Annotated in this window: 29 protein-coding genes; all 29 read left to right on the top strand. The window is 56.4% G+C overall.

Translation table 11 applies throughout. From position 1 onward, the window contains the following. The first annotated feature begins 61 nt into the window (after positions 1-61). The 29 genes from rpsJ to B2J77_RS18615 all read left to right on the top strand — a co-directional run bounded on the left by rpsJ (position 62) and on the right by B2J77_RS18615 (position 15361). On the top strand, positions 62-373 hold the full coding sequence (rpsJ, locus tag B2J77_RS18755; RefSeq protein ID WP_003186070.1) for a 30S ribosomal protein S10: 312 nt from the start codon (positions 62-64) through the stop codon (positions 371-373). Between the two features lie 80 nt (positions 374-453). Then, positions 454-1089 carry a 50S ribosomal protein L3 gene (gene rplC / locus B2J77_RS18750; protein ID WP_003257089.1) on the top strand — a complete coding sequence of 212 codons (636 nt, stop codon included), beginning with the start codon at positions 454-456 and terminating at the stop codon, positions 1087-1089. A 12-nt stretch (positions 1090-1101) separates the two neighbouring features. Further along, entirely contained in the window at positions 1102-1704 is a 603-nt protein-coding gene (gene rplD / locus B2J77_RS18745; protein ID WP_003255485.1) for a 50S ribosomal protein L4, read from the top strand. Continuing rightward, positions 1701-2000: a 50S ribosomal protein L23 gene (gene rplW / locus B2J77_RS18740; protein WP_003255484.1), complete on the top strand. Its 300-nt coding sequence runs from the start codon at positions 1701-1703 to the stop codon at positions 1998-2000. Before rplD ends, rplW begins: the two co-directional genes overlap by 4 nt. Before the next feature lie 14 nt (positions 2001-2014). Further along, a complete protein-coding gene (gene rplB / locus B2J77_RS18735; RefSeq protein WP_027915105.1) occupies positions 2015-2839 on the top strand; it encodes a 50S ribosomal protein L2 in 825 nt (274 codons plus the stop codon). A gap of 16 nt (positions 2840-2855) precedes the next feature. Beyond that, positions 2856-3131 carry a 30S ribosomal protein S19 gene (rpsS, locus tag B2J77_RS18730; protein ID WP_003255482.1) on the top strand — a complete coding sequence of 92 codons (276 nt, stop codon included), beginning with the start codon at positions 2856-2858 and terminating at the stop codon, positions 3129-3131. Between the two features lie 11 nt (positions 3132-3142). Then, entirely contained in the window at positions 3143-3475 is a 333-nt protein-coding gene (gene rplV / locus B2J77_RS18725; protein ID WP_003103908.1) for a 50S ribosomal protein L22, read from the top strand. A 13-nt stretch (positions 3476-3488) separates the two neighbouring features. Continuing rightward, positions 3489-4175, top strand: a complete 687-nt coding sequence (gene rpsC / locus B2J77_RS18720) for a 30S ribosomal protein S3 (RefSeq protein ID WP_003255481.1) — start codon at positions 3489-3491, stop codon at positions 4173-4175. Between the two features lie 12 nt (positions 4176-4187). Continuing rightward, positions 4188-4601: a 50S ribosomal protein L16 gene (gene rplP / locus B2J77_RS18715; RefSeq protein WP_003255479.1), complete on the top strand. Its 414-nt coding sequence runs from the start codon at positions 4188-4190 to the stop codon at positions 4599-4601. Continuing rightward, the gene (gene rpmC, locus B2J77_RS18710; protein WP_002555481.1) at positions 4601-4792 is read left to right on the top strand and encodes a 50S ribosomal protein L29; all 192 of its coding nucleotides are present in this window, start codon (positions 4601-4603) and stop codon (positions 4790-4792) included. The genes rplP and rpmC overlap by 1 nt, the downstream gene beginning before the upstream one ends. A gap of 2 nt (positions 4793-4794) precedes the next feature. Continuing rightward, a complete protein-coding gene (rpsQ, locus tag B2J77_RS18705) occupies positions 4795-5061 on the top strand; it encodes a 30S ribosomal protein S17 (RefSeq protein ID WP_023534981.1) in 267 nt (88 codons plus the stop codon). A gap of 23 nt (positions 5062-5084) precedes the next feature. Next, the gene (rplN, locus tag B2J77_RS18700; RefSeq protein WP_002555479.1) at positions 5085-5453 is read left to right on the top strand and encodes a 50S ribosomal protein L14; all 369 of its coding nucleotides are present in this window, start codon (positions 5085-5087) and stop codon (positions 5451-5453) included. Between the two features lie 11 nt (positions 5454-5464). Further along, positions 5465-5779, top strand: a complete 315-nt coding sequence (gene rplX / locus B2J77_RS18695; RefSeq protein WP_003255476.1) for a 50S ribosomal protein L24 — start codon at positions 5465-5467, stop codon at positions 5777-5779. A 20-nt stretch (positions 5780-5799) separates the two neighbouring features. Beyond that, on the top strand, positions 5800-6339 hold the full coding sequence (gene rplE / locus B2J77_RS18690; RefSeq protein ID WP_023535025.1) for a 50S ribosomal protein L5: 540 nt from the start codon (positions 5800-5802) through the stop codon (positions 6337-6339). 13 nt (positions 6340-6352) lie between these two features. After that, a complete protein-coding gene (rpsN, locus tag B2J77_RS18685) occupies positions 6353-6658 on the top strand; it encodes a 30S ribosomal protein S14 (protein ID WP_023534988.1) in 306 nt (101 codons plus the stop codon). Positions 6659-6867: 209 nt separating this feature from the next. Continuing rightward, complete coding sequence (gene rpsH, locus B2J77_RS18680; RefSeq protein WP_008089805.1) at positions 6868-7260, top strand: 30S ribosomal protein S8; 393 nt, start codon at positions 6868-6870, stop codon at positions 7258-7260. 12 nt (positions 7261-7272) lie between these two features. After that, positions 7273-7806, top strand: coding sequence for a 50S ribosomal protein L6 (gene rplF, locus B2J77_RS18675; protein WP_009681972.1), 534 nt, complete (start codon positions 7273-7275; stop codon positions 7804-7806). A 10-nt stretch (positions 7807-7816) separates the two neighbouring features. Further along, complete coding sequence (rplR, locus tag B2J77_RS18670; protein WP_008089801.1) at positions 7817-8167, top strand: 50S ribosomal protein L18; 351 nt, start codon at positions 7817-7819, stop codon at positions 8165-8167. Between the two features lie 3 nt (positions 8168-8170). Next, the gene (gene rpsE / locus B2J77_RS18665; RefSeq protein ID WP_003255465.1) at positions 8171-8671 is read left to right on the top strand and encodes a 30S ribosomal protein S5; all 501 of its coding nucleotides are present in this window, start codon (positions 8171-8173) and stop codon (positions 8669-8671) included. A gap of 2 nt (positions 8672-8673) precedes the next feature. Then, on the top strand, positions 8674-8850 hold the full coding sequence (gene rpmD, locus B2J77_RS18660) for a 50S ribosomal protein L30 (protein ID WP_023535007.1): 177 nt from the start codon (positions 8674-8676) through the stop codon (positions 8848-8850). Positions 8851-8853: 3 nt separating this feature from the next. Beyond that, positions 8854-9288 (top strand): 50S ribosomal protein L15, encoded by a 435-nt coding sequence (gene rplO / locus B2J77_RS18655; RefSeq protein WP_023535012.1) that lies wholly within the window; start codon positions 8854-8856, stop codon positions 9286-9288. Beyond that, positions 9289-10620 carry a preprotein translocase subunit SecY gene (gene secY / locus B2J77_RS18650; RefSeq protein WP_003257108.1) on the top strand — a complete coding sequence of 444 codons (1332 nt, stop codon included), beginning with the start codon at positions 9289-9291 and terminating at the stop codon, positions 10618-10620. It begins immediately after the preceding gene. A 28-nt stretch (positions 10621-10648) separates the two neighbouring features. After that, entirely contained in the window at positions 10649-10765 is a 117-nt protein-coding gene (gene rpmJ / locus B2J77_RS18645) for a 50S ribosomal protein L36 (protein ID WP_002555468.1), read from the top strand. Between the two features lie 131 nt (positions 10766-10896). Then, positions 10897-11253 (top strand): 30S ribosomal protein S13, encoded by a 357-nt coding sequence (gene rpsM, locus B2J77_RS18640; protein ID WP_009681976.1) that lies wholly within the window; start codon positions 10897-10899, stop codon positions 11251-11253. Between the two features lie 18 nt (positions 11254-11271). Further along, on the top strand, positions 11272-11661 hold the full coding sequence (gene rpsK / locus B2J77_RS18635) for a 30S ribosomal protein S11 (protein WP_003255454.1): 390 nt from the start codon (positions 11272-11274) through the stop codon (positions 11659-11661). 15 nt (positions 11662-11676) lie between these two features. After that, positions 11677-12297 carry a 30S ribosomal protein S4 gene (gene rpsD, locus B2J77_RS18630; protein WP_003257114.1) on the top strand — a complete coding sequence of 207 codons (621 nt, stop codon included), beginning with the start codon at positions 11677-11679 and terminating at the stop codon, positions 12295-12297. A 22-nt stretch (positions 12298-12319) separates the two neighbouring features. Continuing rightward, positions 12320-13321, top strand: coding sequence for a DNA-directed RNA polymerase subunit alpha (locus tag B2J77_RS18625; protein ID WP_003255452.1), 1002 nt, complete (start codon positions 12320-12322; stop codon positions 13319-13321). A 42-nt stretch (positions 13322-13363) separates the two neighbouring features. Beyond that, on the top strand, positions 13364-13750 hold the full coding sequence (rplQ, locus tag B2J77_RS18620; RefSeq protein ID WP_003255451.1) for a 50S ribosomal protein L17: 387 nt from the start codon (positions 13364-13366) through the stop codon (positions 13748-13750). Positions 13751-13921: 171 nt separating this feature from the next. Beyond that, entirely contained in the window at positions 13922-15361 is a 1440-nt protein-coding gene (locus B2J77_RS18615) for a catalase (protein WP_078479201.1), read from the top strand. Positions 15362-15377 lie beyond the last annotated feature (16 nt).

The following is a 15377-nucleotide window of genomic DNA, read 5'->3' as shown; positions in this document are numbered from 1 at the left end:
TCACGCCTCCTTTTAGCGGGCGTAGTGCGCCCGTTGGGAACAGCCTGGAGTCTGAAATCCAATGCAAAATCAGCAAATCCGTATCAGGTTGAAGGCTTTCGACCATCGCCTGATCGACCAATCCACCCAGGAAATCGTGGAAACCGCGAAACGTACTGGTGCACAAGTGCGTGGTCCAATTCCACTGCCTACCCGCAAAGAGCGTTTCACCGTTCTGGTCTCCCCGCACGTCAACAAAGACGCGCGTGATCAGTACGAGATTCGCACTCATAAGCGTGTTCTGGACATCGTCCAGCCAACGGATAAAACCGTTGATGCGCTGATGAAGCTTGATCTGGCGGCAGGTGTGGAAGTACAGATCAGCCTCGGCTAAGACTTCGGTCTGGTCGTGTAACGCTCTGAAATGGGCGGCCATAGCGGGTGAAAGCCCCGTACACTCATGAGGTTTACAACATGACTATTGGTGTAATCGGTCGCAAGTGCGGTATGACCCGCATTTTCACCGAAGAAGGTGTCTCCATTCCGGTCACGGTCATTGAGATCGAGCCGAATCGCGTCACCCAGTTCAAAACTGAAGAAACCGATGGCTACCGTGCAGTGCAAGTCACTGTCGGCGAGCGTCGTGCTTCGCGTGTGACTGCCGCTCAGGCAGGCCACTTCGCCAAGGCCAACGTTGCCGCTGGTCGCGGTGTTTGGGAGTTCCGTCTTGAAGAAGGCGATTTCCAGGCTGGCGATCTGATCAAAGCTGAACTCTTCACTGCAGGCCAGCTGGTAGACGTTACTGGTCAGTCCAAAGGTAAAGGCTTCGCCGGTACCATCAAGCGCTGGAACTTCCGTGGCCAGGACAACACCCACGGTAACTCCGTGTCGCACCGTGTCCCAGGTTCCATCGGCCAGTGCCAGACTCCTGGTCGTGTGTTCAAGGGCAAGAAGATGTCCGGTCACATGGGCGCCGAGCGCGTGACTGTTCAGTCCCTGGAAGTTGTTCGCGTAGACGCTGAGCGCAACCTGCTGCTGGTCAAGGGTGCCGTTCCAGGCGCTACTGGCGGCGACGTGGTTGTACGTCCAGCTGTCAAGGCTCGCGGTTAAGGGGAAACTGACATGCAACTTAATGTAAATGACGCTCAGGCGATCGAAGTTTCCGAACTGACTTTCGGTGGCGAATTCAACGAGACGCTGGTACACCAAGCAGTCGTGGCCTACATGGCCGGCGGCCGTCAGGGCACGAAGCAGCAAAAGACCCGTTCCGACGTGGCTGGTGGCGGTAAGCGCCCATGGCGTCAGAAGGGTACTGGCCGTGCTCGTGCTGGTACCACTCGTGGTCCGATCTGGCGTGGCGGTGGTGTAACCTTCGCAGCTCGCCCTCAAGATCACTCGCAGAAGCTCAACAAGAAGATGTACCGCGCAGCTCTGCGCTCCATCCTCGCTGAGCTGGTGCGTAGCGACCGTCTGGTCGTGGTTCAGGACTTCGCTGTTGAAGCGCCGAAAACCAAAGATCTGCTGAACAAGCTGAACGGCATGGGTCTGAGCGATGTGTTGATCGTTTCCGACGCTGTTGATCAGAACCTGTACCTGGCTGCTCGTAACCTGCCGCACGTCGACGTTCGTGACGTACAAGGTTCCGACCCGGTCAGTCTGATCGCATACGAGAAAGTGTTGATCACTGTCTCGGCCGTGAAGAAATTCGAGGAGCTGCTGGGATGAACCAGGAACGCGTATTCAAAGTCCTCCTTGGCCCGCACGTTTCCGAGAAGGCTACCGTTCTGGCTGAGAAAAAAGGCCAGTTCGTATTCAAGGTTGCTACTGACGCAACCAAGCTGGAAATCAAGAAAGCTGTCGAAGGCCTGTTCAACGTAAAAGTTGAAAACGTGTCGACCGTTAACGTTCTGGGTAAAACCAAGCGTACCGCACGTGGTCTGGGCAAGCGTAATGACTGGAAGAAGGCGATCGTCTCCCTTCAGCCAGGCCAAGATCTCGATTTCAGCAGCAGTGCTGAGTAAGGAAGGGGTGCATCATGGCAATCGTTAAATGCAAACCGACTTCCCCTGGCCGCCGTTTCGTGGTCAAGGTGGTCAACAAGGAGCTGCATAAAGGCGCTCCTCACGCACCGCTGCTCGAGAAAAAATCGAAGTCTGGTGGTCGTAACAACAATGGCCGCATCACTACGCGTCACGTAGGTGGTGGTCATAAGCAGCATTACCGTCTGGTCGACTTCCGTCGCAACGACAAAGATGGCATCCCAGCCACTGTCGAGCGTATCGAATACGATCCAAACCGTACTGCTCACATCGCCCTGCTGTGCTACGCAGACGGTGAGCGTCGCTACATTATCGCCCCTAAAGGCGTGAGCGCTGGCGACCAGCTGATCGCAGGTGCCCTGGCCCCAATCAAGGCCGGTAACTCCCTGCAGCTGCGCAACATTCCAGTAGGTAGCACCATTCACGGCATCGAACTGAAGCCGGGTAAAGGTGCACAGATCGCTCGTTCCGCTGGTGCTTCGGCTCAGCTGATCGCTCGCGAAGGTGTCTACGTGACCCTGCGTCTGCGCTCTGGTGAAATGCGTAAAGTCCTGGCTGAGTGCCGTGCGACCCTGGGTGAAGTCTCGAACTCCGAGCACAGCCTGCGTTCGCTGGGTAAAGCTGGTGCCAAACGCTGGCGCGGCGTTCGCCCAACCGTTCGTGGTGTTGCCATGAACCCGGTTGACCACCCGCATGGTGGTGGTGAAGGTCGTACCTCCGGTGGTCGTCATCCGGTATCGCCATGGGGCTTCCCAACCAAGGGTGCTAAAACCCGTGGTAATAAGCGTACCGACAACATGATCGTCCGTCGTCGCAAGTAACTAGAGGGATACGACAGTGCCACGTTCTCTGAAAAAAGGTCCTTTTATCGATCTTCACCTCTTGAAGAAGGTCGAAGTGGCGGTGGAGAAGAACGATCGCAAACCAGTTAAAACCTGGTCGCGTCGCTCGATGATCCTGCCACAAATGGTCGGTCTGACCATCGCGGTTCACAACGGTCGCCAGCATGTCCCAGTTCTCGTGAACGAAGACATGGTCGGCCACAAACTGGGCGAGTTCGCCGGTACCCGCACCTATCGCGGGCACGTGGCTGACAAGAAAGCCAAGCGTTAAGGGGTAAGGAAATGGAAGTAGCCGCTAAGTTGTCGGGCGCTCGAATCTCCGCCCAGAAAGCCCGCTTGGTCGCCGACCAGATCCGCGGGAAGAAGGTGGGCGAAGCGCTCAACCTGTTGGCCTTCAGCAGCAAAAAAGCCGCTGAAATCATGAAGAAAGTCCTCGAGTCGGCCGTAGCCAACGCCGAACACAACGAAGGCGCAGACGTTGATGACCTGAAGGTCTCTACCGTCTTCGTCAACGAAGGGCGTTCGCTGAAGCGCATCATGCCACGTGCCAAAGGCCGTGCTGATCGCATCGTCAAGCGGTCTTGCCATATCACTGTCAAGGTTGCGGACAAGTAACGGAGTCGATCAGATGGGTCAGAAAGTACATCCCACTGGCATTCGCCTGGGAATCGTCAAGGAGCACACCTCCGTCTGGTACGCAGACGGTGCTACTTACGCAGATTACCTGTTGAAGGATCTGAAAACGCGTGAGTACCTCCAAGACAAACTAAAAAGCGCGTCCGTAAGCCGTATCGATATTCATCGTCCGGCTCAAACTGCACGCATCACCATCCACACCGCTCGTCCAGGTATCGTTATCGGGAAGAAGGGTGAGGATGTCGAGAAGCTGCGCCAGGACCTGACCAAGCAGATGGGTGTGCCTGTGCACATCAACATCGAAGAGATCCGCAAGCCGGAACTCGACGCTATGCTGGTTGCGCAAAGCGTAGCTCAGCAGCTGGAACGCCGCGTTATGTTCCGTCGCGCCATGAAGCGCGCCGTACAGAACGCCATGCGTATTGGTGCCAAGGGCATCAAGATCCAGGTGAGCGGTCGTCTCGGCGGCGCTGAGATTGCTCGTACCGAGTGGTATCGCGAAGGTCGTGTGCCTCTGCACACCCTGCGTGCCGATATCGACTACAACACCTACGAAGCTCACACCACTTACGGTGTGATCGGTGTGAAGGTTTGGATTTTCAAAGGCGAAGTTATTGGTGGTCGCCAAGAAGAACTGAAACCACAAGCACCAGCGCCTCGTAAAAAAGCTGCTAAGTAAGGGGTACGCCAAATGTTGCAACCTAAGCGTACAAAATTCCGCAAGCAGATGACTGGCCACAACCGTGGTCTGGCACTGCGCGGTAGCAAAGTCAGCTTCGGCGAGTTCGCCCTGAAAGCTGTTGCTCGCGGTCGCCTCACCGCTCGCCAGATCGAGTCCGCACGTCGTGCGCTGACCCGTCACGTAAAACGTGGCGGCAAGATCTGGATCCGTGTATTCCCGGACAAGCCGATCTCCAAGAAACCTCTCGAGGTTCGTATGGGTAAAGGTAAGGGTTCCGTTGAGTACTGGGTTGCCCAGATCCAGCCAGGCAAAGTCCTGTACGAGATCGAGGGTGTTTCTGAAGAGCTGGCGCGCGAAGCTTTCGCTCTGGCCGCTGCGAAGCTGCCTCTCGCCACCTCCTTTGTTAAGCGGACGGTGATGTGATGAAAGCGAATGAACTTCGTGAAAAATCCGCACAGCAACTGAACGAGCAACTGCTCGGCTTGCTGCGCGACCAGTTCAATCTGCGTATGCAGAAAGCAACTGGCCAGTTGGGGCAGTCGCACCTGCTCTCGCAAGTCAAGCGTGACATCGCTCGCGTGAAGACTGTGCTCAACCAGCAGGCAGGTAAGTGATCATGGCTGAAGCTGAAAAAACCGTCCGTACGCTGACTGGCCGTGTCGTCAGCGACAAAATGGACAAGACCATCACCGTTCTGATCGAGCGTCGCGTAAAGCACCCGATCTACGGTAAATACGTTAAGCGTTCGACTAAGCTGCACGCGCACGACGAAACCAATCAGTGCAAGATCGGCGACAAGGTTTCCATTACCGAAACCCGTCCGCTGGCCAAGACCAAGTCCTGGGCACTGGTTGAAGTCCTCGAACGCGCTGTTGAAGTCTAAGGGCTAGGGGTCGGAGAAATTTTATGATTCAGACTCAATCCATGCTCGATGTGGCCGATAACAGCGGCGCTCGTCGCGTCATGTGCATCAAGGTGCTCGGCGGTTCTCACCGCCGCTACGCCGGCATCGGTGACATCATCAAAGTTACCGTCAAGGAAGCGATTCCACGCGGTAAGGTCAAAAAAGGCCAAGTGATGACTGCTGTTGTCGTGCGCACCCGTCACGGTGTTCGTCGCGCTGACGGTTCCATCATTCGTTTCGACGGCAACGCTGCTGTTCTGCTGAACAACAAGCAAGAGCCGATCGGCACTCGCATCTTCGGGCCAGTGACCCGTGAACTTCGTACTGAGAAGTTCATGAAGATCGTCTCGCTCGCCCCTGAAGTGCTGTAAGGAGATCCGACATGCAAAAGATTCGTCGTGACGACGAGATCATCGTGATCGCCGGCAAAGACAAAGGTAAGCGCGGTAAGGTGCTGAAGGTTCTCGCTGACGACCGTCTGGTCATCGGTGGTGTGAACCTGGTCAAGCGTCATACCAAGCCTAACCCGATGGCGGGCGTTCAGGGCGGTATCGTCGAAAAAGAAGCGCCTCTGCACGCTTCCAACGTTGCCATCTTCAACGGTGAAACCAACAAGGCTGACCGCGTTGGTTTCAAAGTAGAAGACGGTAAGAAAATTCGTGTCTTCAAGTCGACCCAAAAAGCGGTTGATGCTTGAACACTGCTAGGTAGAAGACCATGGCACGACTGAAAGAGATTTACCGGAACGAGATCGCTCCTAAGCTTAAGGATGAACTTAAGCTGTCGAACGTGATGGAAGTTCCGCGCGTTACCAAAATCACCCTGAACATGGGTCTGGGCGAAGCGATCGGCGACAAGAAAGTCATCGAGCACGCTGTTGCCGACCTGGAAAAGATCACCGGTCAAAAGCCGGTCGTGACTTTCGCTCGCAAATCCATCGCTGGCTTCAAAGTCCGTGAAGGCTGGCCGATCGGCGTCAAGGTGACCCTGCGTAGCGACAAGATGTACGAATTCCTGGACCGCCTGCTGGCGATCTCCCTGCCTCGGGTTCGCGACTTCCGCGGCCTGAATGCCAAGTCCTTCGACGGTCGTGGCAACTACAGCATGGGCGTGAAAGAGCAGATCATCTTCCCGGAAATCGACTACGACAAGATCGATGCTCTGCGCGGTTTGGACATTACCCTGACCACCACTGCTCGTTCGGACGACGAAGGCCGCGCTCTGCTGCGTGCTTTCAAGTTCCCGTTCCGTAACTGATTGGAGTAGGAAAATGGCCAAGAAGAGCATGAAAAACCGTGAGCTGAAGCGTCAGCAAACGGTAGCTAAGTACGCTAAAAAGCGCGCTGAGCTGAAAGCGACCATCGTCAATCTGAACGCCTCTCCTGAAGAGCGTTTCGCTGCCGTTGTCGCTCTGCAGAAGCAGCCGCGCGATGCTAGCGCTGCTCGCCTGCGCAACCGTTGCCGCCTGACCGGTCGTCCTCACGGTGTATACCGTAAGTTCGGCCTGGGCCGTAACATGCTGCGCCAAGCGGCAATGCGTGGCGACGTACCAGGTCTGGTCAAGGCCTCCTGGTAATCGCTGCAGGTTGAGTCATCGGCGTACGTGGTTAATCTTCCGACCGCCGGTGACTCTTCCCTCGAACAAGCCCCTACATGGGGCTTGTTTCGTTTCTGGCTTGTGTCTAGAATGACCGGCTCACCTGAGCCTGGGCTTCGTGCTCTGCCTGTTTAGGTGGTTGTGATAGCCGCAAGGCTAATAATTCTTGTATCAGGAGCATCTAGCCCATGAGTATGCAGGACCCGTTAGCGGACATGCTAACTCGCATCCGTAATGCCCAGATGGCTGAAAAGTCCGTCGTAAGCATGCCTTCCTCCACCCTGAAGGTCGCGGTTGCCAAAGTTCTGAAAGATGAAGGTTACATCGCTGGTTACCAGGTAACCGGTGAGGCCAAGCCTTCCCTGTCGATCGAACTGAAGTACTTCGAAGGCCGTCCGGTCATCGAGGAACTGAAGCGCTCCAGCCGTCCAGGCCTGCGCCAGTACAAGTCCGTCACAGATCTGCCGAAAGTACGTGGCGGCCTGGGCGTGTCTATCGTCTCCACCAACAAAGGTGTGATGACTGACCGCGCTGCGCGCGCTGCCGGTGTCGGCGGCGAAGTTCTGTGCACAGTGTTCTAAGGGGAGATAGGCATGTCTCGCGTCGCTAAGAACCCCGTTAAGCTGCCAGCAGGCGTCGAAGTAAAATTCGCCGGCCAGCAGCTTTCGGTGAAGGGTGCCAAGGGCACTCTCGAACTGAACGTTCACTCGTCTGTTGAAGTTACCGAAGAGTCCGGCGAACTGCGCTTCGTCGCTCGCAACGGTGATCAGCAAGCTCGCGCCATGGCCGGTACTACCCGCGCTCTGGTGAACAACATGGTCCAAGGCGTAAGCCAAGGCTTCGAGCGCAAGCTCCAGCTGGTCGGTGTTGGTTACAAGGCACAGGCAAAAGGCACCGTCCTGAACCTGGCTCTGGGCTTCTCGCATCCAGTGGACTACGAACTGCCAGCCGGTATCACCGCAGAAACCCCAAGCCAGACCGACATCCTGATCAAGGGTATCGATAAGCAGCTGGTGGGTCAGGTGGCCGCTGAAATCCGCGATTTCCGTCCGCCAGAGCCTTACAAAGGCAAAGGTGTGCGTTACGCGGACGAAGTAGTCCGTCGTAAAGAAGCCAAGAAGAAGTAGGGCCTAGCAAATGACCGACAAAAAAGTTACTCGACTGCGTCGCGCTCGCAAAGCACGTCTCAAGATGCACGAACTCGAAGTCGTGCGCCTGTGCGTGTTCCGCTCCTCGCAGCACATCTACGCCCAGGTCATTTCGGCCGACGGCAGCAAGGTTCTGGCAAGCGCCTCGACCTTGGACAAAGACCTGCGTGATGGCGCCACTGGCAACATCGACGCGGCCACTAAGGTTGGCAAGCTGGTAGCTGAGCGCGCGAAAGCCGCCGGTGTATCTCAAGTTGCCTTTGACCGTTCCGGCTTCAAGTACCATGGCCGCGTCAAAGCGCTGGCTGATGCTGCTCGTGAAGGCGGGCTGGAGTTCTAAGTTATGGCAAATAACGATCAAAAGCGCGACGAAGGCTACATCGAGAAGCTGGTTCAAGTTAACCGCGTTGCCAAAACCGTAAAAGGCGGCCGTATCTTCACCTTCACCGCGCTGACCGTGGTGGGTGATGGCAAGGGTCGTGTTGGCTTTGGCCGTGGCAAGTCGCGCGAAGTACCTGCCGCGATCCAGAAAGCCATGGAAGCTGCTCGCCGCAACATGATTCAGGTTGACCTGAAGGGCACCACCCTGCAGTACGCCACCAAGGCTGCCCACGGCGCCTCGAAGGTTTACATGCAGCCTGCCTCGGAAGGTACCGGTATCATCGCCGGTGGCGCAATGCGTGCTGTCCTGGAAGTTGCTGGCGTTCAGAACGTTCTGGCCAAGTGCTACGGTTCGACCAACCCAGTGAACGTGGTTTACGCCACCTTCAAGGGTCTGAAAGCCATGCAATCTCCTGAATCCATTGCTGCCAAGCGCGGCAAGAGCGTCGAGGAGATCTTCTGATCATGGCAACCGTTAAAGTAACGCTGATCAAGAGCACCGCCGGCCGTCTGCCTAACCACATTCTGTGCGTTAAAGGCCTGGGTCTGCGTCGCATCGGTCACACTGTAGAAGTCCAGGATACTCCCGAGAACCGCGGGATGATCAACAAGGCTTACTACATGCTGAAGGTCGAGGGTTAATCGATGAAACTCAATGATCTGAGTCCAGCGCCGGGTTCCCGTCGCGAGAAGCATCGTCCGGGCCGTGGTATCGGTAGCGGTTTGGGTAAGACTGGTGGCCGCGGTCACAAAGGTCAGACCTCCCGTTCCGGTGGCACCATCGCTCCGGGCTTTGAAGGCGGTCAACAGCCGCTGCACCGTCGTCTGCCGAAGTTCGGCTTCGTTTCCCTGAAAGCCATGGACCGCGCAGAAGTGCGTCTGTCCGAGTTGGCCAAAGTGGACGGCGACGTGATCTCCGTGCAATCCCTGAAGGATGCCAACGTGATCGGCCAGAACGTACAGCGTGTGAAAATCATGCTGTCTGGCGAAGTCACTCGCGCAGTCACCATCAAGGGTATCGCAGCCACCAAGGGTGCGCGTGCGGCTATCGAAGCAGCTGGCGGCAAGTTCGAGGAATAAATGGCTAAGCAAGGTGCTCTCTCTTCGCTCGGTAAGGGCGGGATGTCGGAACTCTGGGCTCGTCTGCGCTTTCTGTTCATGGCGATCATCGTCTATCGGATAGGTGCACATATCCCGGTTCCCGGCATCAATCCGGACCGTCTGGCGGATCTGTTTCGGCAGAATGAGGGGACCATTCTTAGCTTGTTCAACATGTTTTCCGGTGGCGCGCTCGAGCGCATGAGCATCTTTGCATTGGGGATCATGCCGTACATTTCGGCATCGATCATCATGCAGCTGATGACTGCGGTCAGCCCGCAACTGGAGCAGTTGAAGAAGGAAGGTGAAGCTGGCCGTCGCAAGATCAGCCAGTACACCCGCTACGGCACCGTTATCCTGGCGCTGGTTCAAGCCATTGGCATGTCCATTGGCCTGGCCAACCAGGGCGTGGCGTTTTCTGTAGGCCTCGGCTTCCATGTCGTTGCCGTCTCCACTTTCGTGGCAGGCGCGATGTTCATGATGTGGCTGGGTGAGCAGATCACCGAGCGCGGTGTGGGCAACGGTATCTCGATGTTGATCTTCGCAGGTATCGTTGCCGGTCTTCCGAGAGCAATCGGGCAGTCTTTCGAGTCTGCGCGTACGGGTGATATCAACATTTTCGCCCTGGTCGCTATCGGTTTGCTTGCAGTAGCGATCATCGGTTTTGTGGTGTTTATTGAACGTGGTCAGCGGCGTATCGCCGTTCATTACGCCAAGCGTCAGCAGGGCCGCAAGGTCTTCGCTGCGCAAACCAGCCACTTGCCGCTGAAGGTGAACATGGCAGGGGTAATCCCGGCCATTTTCGCGAGCAGCATCTTGCTGTTCCCGGCTTCGCTGGGTGCCTGGTTCGGTCAGTCCGAAGGTATGGGCTGGCTGCAGGACATCTCGCAGTCGATCGCTCCTGGTCAGCCGTTGAACATTCTGCTGTTTAGTGCAGGGATCATTTTCTTCTGCTTCTTCTACACAGCGTTGATGTTCAATCCGAAAGACGTAGCGGAAAACCTGAAGAAGTCCGGTGCCTTTATTCCGGGTATCCGTCCTGGTGAGCAGTCGGCGCGCTACATTGATGGCGTCCTGACTCGTCTGACCATGTTCGGTGCTCTTTACATGATGGCCGTCTGCCTTCTGCCCCAGTTCCTGGTGGTGGCAGCAAATGTGCCGTTCTACCTTGGCGGGACCTCGTTGCTGATTGTGGTAGTGGTTGTGATGGACTTCATGTCCCAAGTACAATCGCACCTCGTTTCGCACCAGTACGAATCCCTGATGAAGAAAGCCAACCTGAAAGGCTACGGTGGCAGCGGTTTGCTGCGCTGATACGCCCCTAAGGTTCGAGGAGTCGGTAATGAAAGTTCGTGCATCGGTGAAAAAGCTGTGCCGCAACTGCAAGATCATCCGTCGCGAAGGCGTCGTACGAGTGATCTGCAGCGCGGAACCGCGTCACAAACAGCGCCAAGGCTGAGTGTGATTCGCGCTTCAAACCCAGCAGCTAGTGTGCTGCTGGGTTGATTATTTGTTTCTACAGCGATATTATCTCGCGCCCTATTTCTTGGCTTCCGGGGCGTAGGTAGCTGTCAATTGGAGTCCCACTGAATGGCCCGTATTGCAGGCGTCAACATTCCAGATAACAAGCATACTGTTATCTCGCTGACCTACATCTATGGTGTCGGTCGCACTACTGCACAGAAAATCTGTGTGGATGCTGGTGTAAATCCAGCCGCTAAGATCAAGGATCTGAGCGACGAGCAAATCGAAACCCTGCGTGGCGAAGTCGCGAAGTTCACCACTGAAGGTGACCTGCGCCGTGACGTAAACATGAAGATCAAGCGCTTGATGGACCTGGGTTGCTACCGCGGCCTGCGTCATCGTAAAGGTCTGCCGGTTCGCGGTCAGCGCACCAAGACCAACGCACGCACCCGTAAGGGCCCGCGTAAGCCGATCCGCAAGTAATCGCCCAGGAATATAGACATGGCAAAACCTGCTGCTCGTCCTCGTAAAAAAGTCAAAAAGACAGTGGTTGATGGCATCGCCCACATCCACGCTTCTTTTAACAACACCATCGTGACCATCACCGACCGTCAGGGCAATGCTTTGTCCTGGGCGACCTCCGGTGGTTCGGGTTTCCGTGGTTCGCGCAAATCCACCCCGTTCGCAGCTCAGATCGCTGCTGAGCGTGCTGGTCAAGCTGCGCTGGAATATGGTCTGAAGAACCTCGACGTAAACGTCAAGGGTCCAGGTCCAGGTCGTGAGTCCGCCGTTCGTGCATTGAACAGCTGCGGCTACAAGATCGCCAGCATCACCGACGTGACGCCAATCCCGCATAACGGGTGCCGTCCGCCGAAGAAGCGTCGCGTGTAATCAGGAGACAGATAAATGGCACGTTACATTGGTCCAAAATGCAAACTGTCTCGTCGTGAAGGCACCGATCTGTTCCTGAAGAGCGGCGTTCGCGCTCTGGAATCGAAGTGCAACATCGAAGCAGCCCCAGGTATCCACGGCCAGCGCCGTGGCCGTCAGTCCGACTACGGTACCCAGCTGCGCGAGAAACAAAAAGTCCGTCGTATCTACGGTGTTCTGGAGCGTCAGTTCCGCGGTTACTACCAAGCTGCTGCCTCGAAAAAAGGCGCAACCGGTGAAAACCTGCTTCAACTGCTCGAGTGCCGTCTGGATAACGTCGTTTACCGTATGGGCTTCGGCTCGACTCGTTCCGAGTCCCGTCAGCTGGTTTCGCACAAAGCGATCAGCGTCAACGGTAAGACTGTAAACATTCCATCCTACCAAGTTCGTCCGGGTGACGTGGTCGCGGTTCGTGAGAAGTCGCTGAACCAGCTGCGCATTGTTCAAGCCCTTGAACTGTGTGCCCAGCGTGGCCGCGTTGAGTGGGTTGATGTGGATGCTGCCAAAAAGTCGGGCGTTTTCAAGAACGTTCCTGCTCGCAGCGACCTGTCTGCCGACATCAACGAAAACCTGATTGTCGAGCTCTACTCCAAGTAAGGGCTAGAAAATAGGTGCATCCATGCAGATTTCGGTAAATGAGTTCCTGACTCCCCGCCACATTGATGTGCAGGTAGTCAGTCCGACCCGCGCCAAGATCACGCTCGAGCCTCTCGAGCGTGGCTTCGGCCATACCCTGGGCAACGCGCTGCGCCGCATCCTGTTGTCCTCCATGCCTGGCTGTGCAGTAGTCGAGGCCGAGATCGATGGCGTACTCCACGAGTACTCCGCGATCGAAGGTGTACAGGAAGATGTCATTGAAATCCTGTTGAACCTGAAAGGCCTGGCTATCAAACTGCATGGTCGTGACGAAGTTACGCTGACCTTGTCGAAAAAGGGTTCGGGGGTGGTTACCGCTGCCGATATTCAGCTGGATCACGATGTCGAGATCGTCAACCCCGATCACGTAATCGCGAACCTGGCGTCGAATGGCGCCCTGAACATGAAGCTCACTGTAGCTCGTGGTCGCGGTTACGAGCCGGCCGACTCCCGTCAGACCGACGAAGACGAAAGCCGTAGCATTGGCCGTCTGCAGTTGGACGCTTCGTTCAGCCCTGTGCGTCGTATCGCCTATGTGGTCGAAAACGCACGTGTTGAACAGCGTACCAACTTGGACAAGCTGGTCATTGATCTGGAAACCAACGGCACCCTGGATCCTGAAGAGGCTATCCGCCGCGCCGCGACCATCCTGCAACAGCAGCTGGCCGCGTTCGTCGACCTCAAAGGTGACAGTGAGCCTGTCGTAGTCGAGCAGGAAGACGAGATCGATCCGATCCTGCTACGTCCGGTTGACGACCTGGAACTGACTGTACGTTCGGCCAACTGCCTGAAGGCGGAGAACATCTACTACATCGGCGACCTGATTCAGCGTACCGAAGTGGAGCTGTTGAAGACTCCTAACCTCGGCAAGAAGTCCCTGACTGAAATCAAGGACGTCCTGGCCTCTCGTGGTCTGTCTCTCGGCATGCGCCTCGACAACTGGCCGCCTGCAAGTCTTAAGAAAGACGACAAGGCGACCGCCTGATCGTCGTAATCACCGAACGTAGTGTTTGGTAAGGAATGAATCATGCGTCATCGTAAAAGTGGACGTCACCTGAGCCGTACCAGCTCTCACCGCAAGGCTATGTTCCAGAACATGGCAGTGTCGTTGATCGAGCACGAGCTGATCAAAACCACCCTGCCGAAAGCCAAGGAACTGCGTCGCGTTGCCGAGCCGCTGATCACCCTGGCCAAGGAAGACAGCGTTGCCAACCGTCGTCTGGCCTTCGACCGTACCCGTTCGAAGTCCGCTGTTGGTAAACTGTTCAACGATCTGGGCAAGCGCTACGCCACCCGTCAGGGCGGCTACCTGCGCATCCTGAAGTGCGGTTTCCGCGCTGGCGACAATGCGCCAATGGCGTACGTCGAGCTGGTTGATCGTCCAGTCGGTGGTGCTGTAGAAGCTGCCGAGTAAGACGTTTTGTCTGCTACAAAGAACCGGGCCTAGTGCCCGGTTTTTTGTGTTTCAGGCCATTAACAATCTCTATTGCAGTCAGTAATTCAATGAATTTGTCGTTGATTGCGATCCTGCTGATAATTCTCCCAAGCCGACATACAGGCATTTGAGACTGATCGAGGAAAGCTCATGAGCAAAACGCTTACTACCGCCAGCGGTGCCCCTGTTGCGGATAACCAGAATTCCCGTACCGCAGGCCCACGCGGCCCCCTGCTGCTCGACGACTTCCACCTGATCGAGAAGCTCGCGCATTTCAACCGCGAAAATATCCCCGAACGACGTGTGCATGCCAAAGGCTCTGGTGCCTACGGCACGTTCACGGTGACGCGCGACATCACCCACCTCACCCGTGCGAAACTGTTCGAGCAGGTTGGCAAGCAGACCGAAACGTTTCTGCGATTCTCCACTGTAGGTGGAGAGCGCGGCTCGGCCGATACAGAGCGTGACCCACGAGGTTTCGCGGTCAAGTTCTATACCGAAGAAGGCAACTGGGACATCGTCGGCAACAACACGCCGGTGTTTTTCATCCGTGATCCACTGAAGTTTCCAGACTTCATTCACACGCAAAAACGCCACCCCCAGACCAACTTGAAGAGTGCCCAGATGATGTGGGACTTCTGGTCTCATTCGCCGGAAGCGCTGCACCAGGTCACGATCTTGTTTTCGGACCGCGGCATTCCTGACGGCTATCGGCATATGCACGGCTTCGGTAGCCACACCTACAGCTTGATCAGCGCCGACGGTCAGCGTACATGGGTCAAATGGCACTTCAAGACTCAGCAGGGCATCAAGAATCTGGCGCCCGCTGAAGCTGCGCGTTTGGCCGGTACCGATCCGGACTACGCCCAGCGCGACCTGTACGAGGCAATCGAGCGTGGCGACCACCCACGCTGGACTGTATGCATCCAGGTCATGAGTGAAGCTGAGGCTGCGAACCGCCCCGAGAATCCGTTCGATGTGACCAAGACCTGGTCGCAGAAAGATTATCCGCTGATTGAAGTAGGCGTACTGGAGCTCAACCGCAACCCGCTGAACTACTTCGCTGAAGTTGAGCAGGCTGCCTTCGGGCCAAGCAATATGGTCCCTGGGGTGGGGCTGTCACCTGATCGCATGCTGCAAGGCCGGGTATTTGCTTATGCCGATGCCCACCGCTATCGGGTAGGCACCAACCATCAGCAATTGCCGGTGAACGCGCCCCGCTGTGCGGTCAATAGCTACCAGCGCGATGGCTCGATGGCGATGGGTGCCTACGGAGGAGCACCCAATTATGAGCCCAACAGCTACGCCGATGCTCCCAAGCAATCGCCGCGTCATGCAGAGCCCGGGCTTGCGCTTAGCGGTTTGGCCGATCGGTATGACCATCGCGAGGACACTGATTACTTCAGCCACGCGGGCGCCCTGTTCCGGTTGATGAGCCAGGCGCAGCAGGAGCTGCTGGTCAGCAACATCGCCGGGGCAATGGCCGGCGTGACCGACGATGTGATCCAGCGTCAATTGCAGTACTTCTTCAAAGCCGATCCCGCTTACGGGGCAGGTGTCGCTAAGGCGCTTGGAATCAATATCGCCTAAGTCGAAGTGATAAGAA

Origin of the sequence: Pseudomonas parafulva (assembly GCF_002021815.1) — a bacterium.
In the GTDB taxonomy this organism is placed as follows: Bacteria; Pseudomonadota; Gammaproteobacteria; order Pseudomonadales; family Pseudomonadaceae; genus Aquipseudomonas; species Aquipseudomonas parafulva_B.
The sequence above is the reverse complement of the archived record's forward strand: the minus strand, read 5'-3'. Positions and strand labels throughout refer to the sequence as shown.